The organism is Micromonospora sp. DT47, assembly GCF_049844475.1.
In the GTDB taxonomy this organism is placed as follows: domain Bacteria; phylum Actinomycetota; class Actinomycetes; order Mycobacteriales; family Micromonosporaceae; genus Micromonospora.
On the sequence record NZ_JBNCLC010000036.1, the window covers coordinates 19,113 to 28,947 of the forward strand.

General features: G+C 68.4%; 8 protein-coding genes and 2 pseudogenes. 6 read left to right on the top strand and 4 right to left on the bottom strand.

Translation table 11 applies throughout. From position 1 onward, the window contains the following. Positions 1-40 precede the first annotated feature (40 nt). A complete protein-coding gene (locus ACLQ2U_RS30415) occupies positions 41-859 on the top strand; it encodes an SDR family NAD(P)-dependent oxidoreductase (protein ID WP_425754336.1) in 819 nt (272 codons plus the stop codon). Positions 860-1,122: 263 nt separating this feature from the next. Here ACLQ2U_RS30415 and ACLQ2U_RS30420 read toward each other — a convergent pair. Then, positions 1,123-1,926: pseudogene (locus ACLQ2U_RS30420) on the bottom strand (transposase); the annotation flags it as partial. Positions 1,927-2,205: 279 nt separating this feature from the next. Then, entirely contained in the window at positions 2,206-2,673 is a 468-nt protein-coding gene (locus ACLQ2U_RS30425) for a YkgB family protein (RefSeq protein WP_425754337.1), read from the bottom strand. A gap of 473 nt (positions 2,674-3,146) precedes the next feature. On the opposite strand from ACLQ2U_RS30425, the pseudogene ACLQ2U_RS30430 reads away from it, so the two are divergent. Both ACLQ2U_RS30430 and ACLQ2U_RS30435 read left to right on the top strand, forming a co-directional pair. Then, positions 3,147-3,266: pseudogene (locus ACLQ2U_RS30430) on the top strand (IS630 family transposase); the annotation flags it as partial. A 413-nt stretch (positions 3,267-3,679) separates the two neighbouring features. Then, complete coding sequence (locus tag ACLQ2U_RS30435; RefSeq protein ID WP_425754338.1) at positions 3,680-4,423, top strand: SDR family NAD(P)-dependent oxidoreductase; 744 nt, start codon at positions 3,680-3,682, stop codon at positions 4,421-4,423. Between the two features lie 79 nt (positions 4,424-4,502). Here the strand turns inward: ACLQ2U_RS30435 and ACLQ2U_RS30440 are convergent, their stop codons facing one another. Beyond that, positions 4,503-5,294, bottom strand: coding sequence for a maleylpyruvate isomerase N-terminal domain-containing protein (locus ACLQ2U_RS30440; RefSeq protein ID WP_425754339.1), 792 nt, complete (start codon positions 5,292-5,294; stop codon positions 4,503-4,505). 548 nt (positions 5,295-5,842) lie between these two features. Here ACLQ2U_RS30440 and ACLQ2U_RS30445 point away from each other — a divergent pair. From ACLQ2U_RS30445 to ACLQ2U_RS30455, 3 genes are all read left to right on the top strand, one after another. Further along, complete coding sequence (locus tag ACLQ2U_RS30445; protein WP_425754340.1) at positions 5,843-7,246, top strand: FAD-dependent oxidoreductase; 1,404 nt, start codon at positions 5,843-5,845, stop codon at positions 7,244-7,246. A gap of 513 nt (positions 7,247-7,759) precedes the next feature. Continuing rightward, positions 7,760-8,026, top strand: a complete 267-nt coding sequence (locus tag ACLQ2U_RS30450) for a hypothetical protein (protein WP_425754341.1) — start codon at positions 7,760-7,762, stop codon at positions 8,024-8,026. Positions 8,027-8,189: 163 nt separating this feature from the next. After that, complete coding sequence (locus ACLQ2U_RS30455) at positions 8,190-9,089, top strand: LysR substrate-binding domain-containing protein (protein ID WP_425754342.1); 900 nt, start codon at positions 8,190-8,192, stop codon at positions 9,087-9,089. 98 nt (positions 9,090-9,187) lie between these two features. Here ACLQ2U_RS30455 and ACLQ2U_RS30460 read toward each other — a convergent pair whose 3' ends face one another. Next, positions 9,188-9,721: an IS110 family transposase gene (locus tag ACLQ2U_RS30460; RefSeq protein ID WP_425754343.1), complete on the bottom strand. Its 534-nt coding sequence runs from the start codon at positions 9,719-9,721 to the stop codon at positions 9,188-9,190. Positions 9,722-9,835 lie beyond the last annotated feature (114 nt).

Sequence of the window (9,835 nt, forward strand, 5' to 3'; positions counted from 1 at the left end):
CGCCCCAGCCCGGACTCACACCCCACCCGGAGAACACCACATGGACCTGACCGACCGCCACGGCGTCGTCACCGGCGCCGGCAGCGGGATCGGCCGCGAGCTGGCCATCGCCCTGGCCGGCCGCGGCGCCCACCTGCTGCTGGTCGGACGCCGCGAGCCGCTGCTGCACGAGACCGCCGCAATGGTCAGCGCGGCAGGCGGCACCGCACACGTCCTCGCCGCCGACATCACGACAGAAGACGCACCCGAGCGGATCGTCACCGAGGCGCGCGGCCGGCTCGGACGCATCGACCTGCTGGTCAACAACGCCGGCAACGTCCGCGCCGGCCGGCTGGAGGACGTCCACGTCGACGACATCCGCGCCATGGTCGAGCTCAACCTGCTCGCGCCGATCCTGCTCACCCGCGCCGCCATCGCCGACCTACGCGCCGCGGCCGACGCGGGCCACACCTCGATCGTGCTGGCCATCTCCAGCGGAATCGCGTTGGTCAGCCTGCCCTTCTACGCCACATACGCGGCGACGAAGACCGGCATCGCCGCTTTCGGTCACGCGCTGCGCCGGGAGCTGCACGGCACAGGCGTGCACGTCGCGACCGCCTACCCCGGCGCGACCGCCACCGAGATGATGGACAGCTCGCTCGCCGGGGAGGACCTCGGCTTCGGCCGCAGGCCGGTCGGCGAGGTCGTCACCGATCTACTCGAGGCCCTCACCCGCGACGAGCACGAGATCAACACTTCGCTGCCGACCCGGCGGGCGATGCAGCAGATGCACGCCAACGACCCGCTCGCCGTCGACGCCGCGCTCGCCCCCCGGCTCCCCCAGCTAGAAGCCGCGGTCCGCAACCACCGCCGCATCTGACCGGATCCAGCCCCACGGCGACGGCTACTTGGGGCACATCACAAGCAGCCCGCTTCCCAGCACGTTGCCGGCGTCGTTGGCCAGCGTGGTGAGCAACGCGAGCTCATCGGGCCCGAACTCGTGCACCACGTGCCGCCGCCGCCCCCGACGCCGGCACCTTCGTCGCAGCCCGAGTGATGCAGGGCGTGGCCAGCGCCGGGATCCTCGCCGCCTCGGAGTCGATGGCCGGGGGTCCAGAAGTCGGGTTGGTCGACCAGCCAGGCCAGCATCTGTCGGATGCTGGTGGTGATCGGCGCGCCGATGGAGAAGCGGATGTCGATGCCGCGGGCGCGCCGGGACCGGATGTGCATCAGGAACTCGCGGGTGTGCCCGGCGCTGTCGGTGCGGATCAGGATCGGGGTGCCGTGGCGGTGGTGGTCGGGGATCTGGGCCAGGCAGGCGTCCAAAAAGGTGATGTGGTCGGCGGCGGTGTTCGACCCGGCGTTGCCGGGGTGCAGGATCGCGGCAAGGGCTTCGCCGGTGTTATCCAGAAATCCGAATAACGGGTGGTAGCCGAAACTGTGTTTGAATGTTGCCGCGGCGTGTTCCTTCTCCGAGTGGGTGATGACCACGCTGGCGTCGAGGTCGATTACCAGGCCAGGAATGTCCCGGCCACCGGCGCGGGCCGGTGGGACACCGTTGCCGGTCTTGGCGGCCTGCGCCCACACAACCTCCCGAGCGTGGGCCCGCGCGGCATGCAAGGCGGTCAACTCGTCAAGCCCGATCCCGGCCAGGACACGCCATGCCGTCGGGGTGGACGCCACCTGCCCGGACAGCTCCGGCTGGTCGCGCAGCACCGCCAGGTCGCTGATCGCTTCCCCACCGTCGGCGAGCATAACCGCCACATCGACCGCGACGCGTCCCGGGTCGTGGCCGGTGTCCCGCCGCTGCTGCCCGGCCAGAGCATCGCTGAACGCCGCGGTCAGGCCGGTGACATCGGCGAGATCTGCCACCAGCCGGGCACCGGCATGGGCGACCACGCCAGTGGCGTCGGCGGTGAGCTTGGGACGCGACCGGATACTGTGCACGCGGAAAGTGCCTTACGTCCGGGTTGGTTTGAGACCTTCGACAAGCCTCATCATCCCAGCTCAGAAGGCACTTTCGCGTTCACCGCCCACTGGGTGGATCACCGATCCTGAAACACCCGGGCTAGCCGAAACGGCCCGTGTTCCCCTCAAGCCAGCCGAAGTAGCCGCTGCCGTGCCAGTACGGCTCCTCACATGGGACTGTTCCTGGCCAGGGACAGCCAGCCTCACCCGGACCCATCCGTGCCAGTGGATCTGTTGTCCCCGAGCGCCCTGCCGGGATCATCGAGGGCGGGCGGCGCGCAGAGACTCGGCAGCTGTCAGGAGAGAGGCACCGAGGAGCACCGTGTCCTTCAACAGGAACTGCCCCAGCAGAGAAAGGCTCAACATCCCCTGACCTTCCTGCCGAGTCCCGGGCGTCGTCGCCAGGAAACTGAGCGTAGTGAGAAACATCCCCACCGCCCCGAAACTACCGATCGCCGACGCTCTGGGCGCAAGCGGCTTCGCGGCGATCAGAGAGCCCACGGTGATCTCCGTGACCCCGATGAGTCGGTTGAGCTTTTGTCCGCCCAACTTCTCGCGGAACCGCGAGAACAGCGGACTCGAGGTGACCAGGGGCTCGATGTTTTCGACCTCGTACTGCTTGAACTTGAGCGCACCGATCCACAAGATGTTCGTCGCCAGTGCGGAGCGCAGGACCAAGAAGCCTACGGAAGCGAGGTCACCGGCCGAGGCGTGTCGTGTGCGCATCGCTCACTCCTAGTCGCTGTGTCGACAGTCGGCGTGCCGGCGACCATTACCCGCTGCGACCCGCCACACGCACCAAGGGCGCGACCCCGCGGTCAAGACATCCCACGGTCAGTCTCGCTCTTCACGGCTCTTCGGAGCGAGCCTTGCCGCGCAAGCGGTTGACTACGTGGTGTGATCAGATGATGCGCTTGTGGTCGACGTGGCTCGCCGGTTGCGACTCGTCGCTTACAAGCTCTGTGCAGGTCGTCCGCCGTCGTCTGTCCGGCGTTCGCGACCTCGGGCGGTTGTCCGCACTCTTCCGCCGACGGGCGTCCTCGTCCGGGCCGGGTTGTCACAGTTGCTGTCGATCCGCGAGAGGGGCGAGCAGGTGCGACCCCCGTCCGGGGAGCCGGGTACGGGTTACCAACGGCTGCGGTCGAGTGTTAGCAAGCGTTAAGGGGACCCGGCGCAGCAATGCGCCGGGGCTACCCGACGAGATCCTCTTCGCGATCATCACCCGCCAGGCCATCCGTCGCGGCACTTTCACCAGCGTGCCCGAGCTCGTCGGCGCCGTCCGCGCCTTTATCGACAGCTACAACCAGCGCTGCGAACCCTCCCGCTGACCAAAGACCGCCGAGCAGATCCTCAGCAAAGCAGCAGTCCGGGCAAACCACTTCAGACATGAACCACTGGATGGGGCAGCGCGTCGTACACGTCGCCGATCTGCTCGCCCTTGGAAAAGGCTCGGATCGGTACTTGCACGGGAATCAGGACGACGACCCGTGCTGGCCCAGCCGCAAGCAACGCGGCGCGTGAGGGCCGCGTTGGCTTTCGCTTGCTGCTGAGCGAAGTGAATATCGACACGAGCCGGAATGGTCCCCGCAGGCGGATGCTCGCGTGTTGTTTATGGCCGCCATAAGTCGCGTGAAGAGCTTAGTGGGAAACATTCGGCCCGCGGATGACTTACACCCACTGGCCGGCACATCACCGGCCGAATCCGCTACTCCGAGAGATACAGGTGGAGAAAGTGTCAGAGCTGCAGGGCAAGTCGGCGTTGGTGACCGGTGGTAACAGTGGCATCGGCCGGGCGGTCGCTATCAAGCTCGCCAGCCTCGGTGCGCACGTGGTGGTCTCCGGCCGGGACGAGGCCCGGGGTAACCAGGTTGTCCAGGACATCCGCGCAGCTGGTGGCCGGGCGGACTTCGTGGCCTCCGATCTGCGTGACGAGGCATCCGCTCGGGCGTTGGCCGTGCGGGCCAAGGAGCTGGCGGGCCAGGTGGATATCCTGGTCAACAACGCCGGCATCTACCCGTTCGGCCCGACACACGAGGTGACCGAGCAGGACTTCGAGTCTGTGTTCGGGTTGAACGTGAAGGCGCCGTACTTCCTGGTCGCCGAGCTGGCGCCGGAGATGGCGAAGCGTGGCGACGGTGCGATCATCAACGTGAGCACCATGGTGGCGGAGTTGGGTGTTGCGGGCTACAGCCTGTACGGGGGGAGCAAGGCGGCGTTGGTGCTGATGACCAAGGCCTGGGCGGCCGAGTACGGGCCGCAGGGTGTCCGGGTGAACGCCGTCAGCCCTGGCCCTACCCGTACCGAAGGCACCTCCGGTATGACCGAGGCCCTCGAGCAGTTGGCCGCTACGACACCGGCCGGACGTCCCGGCGAGGCCGGGGAGGTCGCTGACGCGATCGTGTTCCTGGCGACCGACCGGGCGAGCTGGGTGCACGGCGCGCTCCTGCCCGTGGACGGCGGGCGCATCGCCGTCTGAGCACGCCTAACCTGCCCGCGGCCCGCTCCACGGTTCGCCACCGTGGAGCGGGCCGCCGCATGATCTTGTGGAGGACCGCTCAGTAGCCCGGGAACAGGGACCGCAGGTCGTCGAGGGTCACCGCGCCGCTCACCCTGATGCCGTCGTCCGGGCGGTTGCGGCCGTACACCAGCCGGAGTACCGCCTCGGCCGTGCCGGACAGGGTGGCGGTCGGCTCGGCGGGCTCGCACGGGTACAGATGCAGCTCGGCGCCGAGATCGAGGCACATGGTGCGATCTTGGTCGGTCAGCTCCACCGCGAGCTGCCTGGCGCCGAGTCGCGCCAACGTGTCCGCGTCCCGGAAACGCGTCGCCACCAGGTCGAGACGTTCCCACAGCAGCTGCACCTCCCCGCTCGGAATCGTCGCGGCCGGGTCGAGCGCCACCTCGATGTCCCAGGCGTGGACCGACTGCTCCGAGAGCCGGTACCCGGCGTACGCCGGCACGCTGAGCAGCCCGGCGAAGTACGGTACCCGTCCCGACTTTCGCTGGTTCGTATCGAGCGAGTCCAGTAGCCGCAGGTGTCGAGCATCGGCTGTCCGCCGGGCTTCGCGTTGCGCCGGCCCCGAGAGGGCATCCCAGCGCTGCCATACCGGCTTCAGTTCCTCCTGTCGCGGGCCGTTGGTGTCGCCCGCGATCCCGCGCTCCACCAGCGCCGTACAGATCTCGGCGGCACTGCCCAGGTGGGACAGGACCTGCGCGATGCTCCAGCCGCTGTCGAAGGAGGGTTGGGACAGCGCCTCTTCGGACAGGTCGCTGACGGCCGCGTTCAGTCGCTGGGAACTAGAATGCAGTGCGGCCAGCCAGGTCTCTGGTCGTGCTGTGGTGTCCATCGTCACTCCTGTCGAAATTCCGCCGACCTCGATCGGGTGACGGTCTGGCGGTGGCCCTTCGGCGGCAAGGCAACCCCCTCGCCGGTCGGATTCACAGCGATCGGCCAGACGGGTTGTCGAGGGCCGTCATAAGCGGTGCTTGTGACCAGACAAGATCTGTCTCGGCTTTGGCCCGACCTGATGCGACAAGCGCATGGCAATGGGAGAGGTGCGCGAAACCGTAACCGTACATCGATCGAACGCGCTCACGCAGGCATCGGGCCGAAGGCGCTCACGCAGGCATCGGGCTGGTCAAGAGCCGATCATCCCCCTTAGAGCGGCCATAACTCGTTCGAATCACCGAGCAGCGCGTCTTCGAATAGGGTGGGGCCGGGGCTTTTGGTCAGGCCATCGTCGACACACGGTCGCGGCAGGTCGATATCGGGTTACCGGGCATGCCGGGGTACTCGCGTCGTCGAGGTGCCCGGCTCTCTCCGGGTCCGACTTGTGATGTGGCTTTGATCTCGCGCTCGTCATTGGCCGAATGATCTTTGTTGGAGACCGGAGACATGGGTACTGCGAACAGCACTCTTCAGGCCGACATTCTCATCATCGGCTTTGGTAAGGGGGGTAAGACCGTAGCCGCGAAGATGGGCCGGCTCGGCAAGCGCGTCGTGCTCGTGGAGCAGTCGGACCGCATGTACGGCGGCACCTGCCCCAACGTCGGCTGTGTACCGACGAAGGGACTCGTCCACCGTTCCCACAAACGCCGGCCGGATGACCCGGCGCAGGACTGGTACCAACAGTCTGTCCGGGAGGTCCAGGCCATCCGGGAGATGATGCGTCGCGGCAGCTTCGACGCGCTGAACAGCATCGAGACCGTGACGGTGCTCACGGGCCGCCCCACCTTCATCGACCCGCACTCCGTCAGCGTCGTGACGGCCGACGAGCATCTCACCGTCACCGCCGAAACCATCTTGATCAACACCGGGTCCGAACCGATCATCCCCGACATCCCCGGCCTTGCCGGCAGCAAGCGCACCCTGACAAGCACCGATCTGATCGAGACAACGGTCCTGCCGGAACGGCTCGCGATCGTAGGCGGCGGGTACCTCGGCATCGAGTTCGCCTCCATCTACCGCGCGTTCGGCTCCCAGGCCACCATGTTCGTCCGCGCTGCCAGGATCCTCGGCCGGGAAGACGATGACATCGCCGCCGTGGCCGAGAGCATCCTGGCGGGCGAGGGCATCGAAATCGTCACCGGTGCGCACGTGACACAGGTACGCGACGGCGAGAGCGGCGCCACGATCATCTACGACAAGGACGGCCAGCAGCACAGCGTCGAAGTCGACGCCATCCTCGCCGCCGCCGGCCGCGTGCCCGCAACGCGCGACCTCGGGCTGGACGCCGCCGGCGTCCGCACCACCGAGGCAGGCGCGATTGAGGTCGACGAGTACCTGCGGACGAGCCAGCCGCACATCTACGCCCTCGGCGACGTCAAAGGCGAAGCCCAGTTCACCACCTATCTCTCGCTCGACGACAGCCGTATCGTTCTCGACCAACTCACCGGCGAGGGCCGGCGCTCGACGACCGACCGAGTCGTCGTCCCCCGCACTCTATTCATGAACCCGCCGCTGGCGACCGTGGGGATGACCGAGAGAGAAGCCCGCCAGGCGGGGCACCGGGTGAAAATCGCGAGCCAACCCGTCGCCGAGATCGTGGCGATGCCTCGGGCATACGCCGTCGAGGAGACCCGCGGCGTGATGAAGTTCGTGATTGACGCCGAAACAGACGAGATTCTCGGCGCCGCCCTGCTGAGCGTCGACGCGCAGGAAATCATCAACACGGTCGCACTCGCCATGCGGCACGGGATCAAGGCAGCCGAACTCCGCGACGCCGTCTACACCCACCCGACTTCGACCGAAGCGTTCAACGACGTACTCGCCACCATCGTGCGAGTTGACGAACGGTAGGACGCACACACGAATCGGCTCCAGCTCGGGCGAGTGTTTGAACCTCGAGCCGCGAGCGGGGGTGGCGCGCTCATCGACGGGTGGCCGTCGTGCGGGTCGGCGGATGTCAGCGAGGGCCCACCCAAGGGCGCGTGTTCGGCACCGATCCGGCGAACCTGCCGACACGACTCGGCGTCGAAGCCACTGGCGTGGTCACCGCCGTCGGCGCGGACGCCGTTGGCCTGGCCGGCCCGATCGCGGTCGGCGACGAGGTGACCGCCTACCGCGCGTTCGGGGCGTACGCAGCCGAGTCCCGGCGTCGTCGGTGGCGCCCGCGACGATGTCCTGGGAGCAGGCCGGCGGCCTGATTGGGGCCGGCGCCACCGCCAGGCACGCGCTGGAGGCGGTCAGTCTCCGCGAGCGTGAGGCGGTGTTGATCCACGGTGCCGCGGGCGGCGTCGGTCACCTGGCGGTGCAGCTCGCCGTCGGGCAAGGCGCGACCGTGTTCGGAACCGCAAGCCCGGGAAGCACGACGTGCTGCGCGAGCTGGGTGCGATCCCGATTGCCTACGGGCCCGGGCTCGCCGACCGGGTCCGCGCCGCTGCTCCGATGGGCATCGACGCCGCCATCGACACGGTCGGCTCCGACGAGGCGGTGGACGTCTCGGTCGAACTCTTCCGGACGGCTCCCGCATCGCCACGATCGTGGCGTTTCACCCGGGGCGGGGGCCGGTATAAAGCTGCTCGGCGGCGCACCCGGCGCGGACGCGGCGTTACAGATCCGCGCCGCCGCCGGCTGTAGCTCACCGACGCGGTGACCGCCGGCCGCCTGCGCGTTCCGGTCGCGAAATGCCTACCCGGCGCGCGAGTCCGTGGCCGCCCATAGCGAGATCATGAGCGGCCGCACAACCGTAAGGCACCCACCACTCCATGGTCAGCCCTGACGTGCGTGGTGTGATGGGTAGGTGGAATTACGGGAGATGCGTGCGTTCATCGCGGTCGTCGAGGAAGGGAGCATGTCCGCGGCCGCACGGCGATTGCATCTGAGCCAACCCGCCCTGTCCCAGATCGCGAACGCGCTGGAGCGACAGCTCGGGGTGCAGCTGCTCACCCGCAGCACCACCGGCGTGCGGCCCACCGAGGCGGGCATGACGCTGCTGGCCGAGGCGCGCGCGGTGCTCGCGCGGTACGACCAGGCGGTGGCCGCAGTTGCCCGGCACACGGCGGCGGGGGGAGGCGTGCTGAGGCTCGGAATTCCGCTGGAACTCCCCACCGACCTGCTCTCCCAGCCGCTCGCCGAGCTCGCTGCGGCCTACCCGGCTAGCCGGGTTCAGGCGCTCCATATGTCCACCGCGGCGCAGTTCACCGCGCTCCGCGCCGGCGAGATCGATGTCGGACTGGTGCGGGAACACCCGATCGGGCACGACCTGGACGCCGTACTGGTTGTCGAGGAACGGCTGGGCGTGCTGCTGGCCTCCGACCGCGCCGCAAAGATCGCCGGGCCGGACGGGATCCGGTTGGACGCGCTCGCCGGGCTGGAGTGGGTCGGTTTCCCCCGCGCCGGGAGCGCCGCCTGGTACGACGAGCTCACCGCGATCCTGCGCAGCCACGGCCTCGAGTTGGGACCCGCCGCGCCGGAGAGACAGGCGCTGATCGCCGAGGTGAAACTCGCGGCCGTGACCGCCGGTGCGGCCTTCGCGCTGGCGCCGCCCAACTGGTCACAGCCGATCCCGGAGTATGCCACCTGGTCGCCGCTGGTCGGGCATCCGATTGTCCGGCGTACCTGGGCGGCGTGGCCGGCCAGTTCGCACCGGCGCGACCTTGGCCATCTCATCGCCTCCCTGCAGTATCGGGGGCCGCAGTAGCGCGCCAGATCGGGCTGCCGCGCTGCCGCCGGATCGGGGCCGGTGTAGCTCCCGTCGGCAGACGGCCGTCGCTTACAGCGGCCATGGCTCTGATGCCCCTATGTTTTGTCAAGCCGTTCGGGGAAACTCAGTGATGAGGTCGAGCTGCCGGAGCAGGTTGTAGATTTCGCGGGCGACGTAGCGTTTGTGGCCAGTTTGAACATGCGCAGCATCTCCACCGGCCCGTCAGCGGTCTTGGCCGTGGTGTTCGCGCGGCCGGACAAGACGGCGTGGGCGGCCGCCGTGGCGTCGATGGCGTCGGTTTTGCCCTGGCGGCGCCGGGCGGCCCGGTCCGGTCGGTTGACCTCCACGACGGTGATGTTCTGCCGGCGGAGGTATCGGGTCAGGGCCGCGCCGTAGGAGCCGGTGCCTTCGACCCCGGCGCGGCACAACACGCCGAAGCCGCGTGCCCAGGCCAGCAGCTGCCGGTAGCCGGTCGTGGTGGTCGGGAACGTCGCGGTGGCTACCAGGACGCCGAGTACGGTGATGATCGCGGCGACGTGGGAGTCCTTGTGGGTGTCGACGCCGAGGATGATCTCCTCATCGCGCGGGTGGCTCTGGCTGCTCTCATCTGGATGCGGCATGCTGGGCATCGGTGGTTCGTCCTCCTGATCGGCTCGGGTGGCGGATCGGTAGTTGTCAAGTCAACCTGAGACAGGTTGTCGTTAGCGGGCGGGTTGCTCTTGCCGGGCGGGGCTGTTGATCCA

Coding starts and splice junctions, on each gene's coding strand:
- ACLQ2U_RS30460 (WP_425754343.1), bottom strand. CDS start 9,721: ATGCCCAGCATGCCGCATCCAGATGAGAGCAGCCAGAGCCACCCGCGC.
- ACLQ2U_RS30445 (WP_425754340.1), top strand. CDS start 5,843: ATGGGTACTGCGAACAGCACTCTTCAGGCCGACATTCTCATCATCGGC.
- ACLQ2U_RS30415 (WP_425754336.1), top strand. CDS start 41: ATGGACCTGACCGACCGCCACGGCGTCGTCACCGGCGCCGGCAGCGGG.
- ACLQ2U_RS30425 (WP_425754337.1), bottom strand. CDS start 2,673: ATGCGCACACGACACGCCTCGGCCGGTGACCTCGCTTCCGTAGGCTTC.
- ACLQ2U_RS30440 (WP_425754339.1), bottom strand. CDS start 5,294: ATGGACACCACAGCACGACCAGAGACCTGGCTGGCCGCACTGCATTCT.